Origin of the sequence: Buttiauxella gaviniae ATCC 51604, from assembly GCF_001654835.1 — a bacterium.
Taxonomy (GTDB): domain Bacteria; phylum Pseudomonadota; class Gammaproteobacteria; order Enterobacterales; family Enterobacteriaceae; genus Buttiauxella; species Buttiauxella gaviniae.
Window position 1 is genome coordinate 1 of the sequence record NZ_LXEP01000099.1, and the last position, 624, is coordinate 624.

General features: G+C 51.8%; 4 tRNA genes. All 4 read left to right on the top strand.

What is annotated here, in order from left to right:
• The first annotated feature begins 69 nt into the window (after positions 1 to 69).
• The 4 genes from M977_RS23880 to M977_RS23895 all read left to right on the top strand — a co-directional run bounded on the left by M977_RS23880 (position 70) and on the right by M977_RS23895 (position 491).
• Positions 70 to 146 (top strand) — tRNA-Ile (locus M977_RS23880).
• Positions 147 to 148: 2 nt separating this feature from the next.
• Positions 149 to 225 (top strand) — tRNA-Lys (locus M977_RS23885).
• A gap of 2 nt (positions 226 to 227) precedes the next feature.
• Positions 228 to 303: transfer RNA gene (locus tag M977_RS23890), tRNA-Thr, on the top strand.
• Positions 304 to 416: 113 nt separating this feature from the next.
• A tRNA-Gly gene (locus tag M977_RS23895) sits at positions 417 to 491 on the top strand.
• The last annotated feature ends 133 nt before the right edge of the window (positions 492 to 624 follow it).

The window sequence follows — 624 nt, forward strand, 5'->3', positions numbered from 1 at the left end:
GGCGTCAAGTGATTAAGCTCTCATGGCAATGTGCTGCCATGGATGGCGGCTCAAGATTTTAGATTAAAAGGCCCTTTAGCTCAGTTGGTTAGAGCGAACGACTCATAATCGTCAGGTCGCTGGTTCAAGTCCAGCAAGGGCCACCAAACCGCCATTAGCTCAGCAGGAAGAGCAAACGACCATTTAAGTTGTAGGTACGGGGTTCGAGACCTCGATGGCGGACCAAAGCCGACTTAGCTCAGTAGGTAGAGCAACTGACTTGTAATCAGTAGGTCACCAGTTCGATTCCGGTAGTCGGCACCAGGCAAGTGTAGACCTGCTTTGTGATGAACAGGCAGGCCTACCGACGCAATAGTCCGGGCGCGAAGGACTTTAAAGGAAATACGCAGCCGGCGGGGAACCAGACCCGCGCCAAAGCGGTCATCGTATAATGGCTATTACCTCAGCCTTCCAAGCTGATGATGCGGGTTCGATTCCCGCTGACCGCTCCAAAAAGCTTTCAGTCTGCAACGAAGGGTTAATTCGGAGTGACTGGAAAGCGCATTCGCATGGGTATTGGCTTCAAAACATTTTGTTCGGGGCTGTTCAAAATGCGACGTCAGTGCCCAGCCGAATGCAATAATC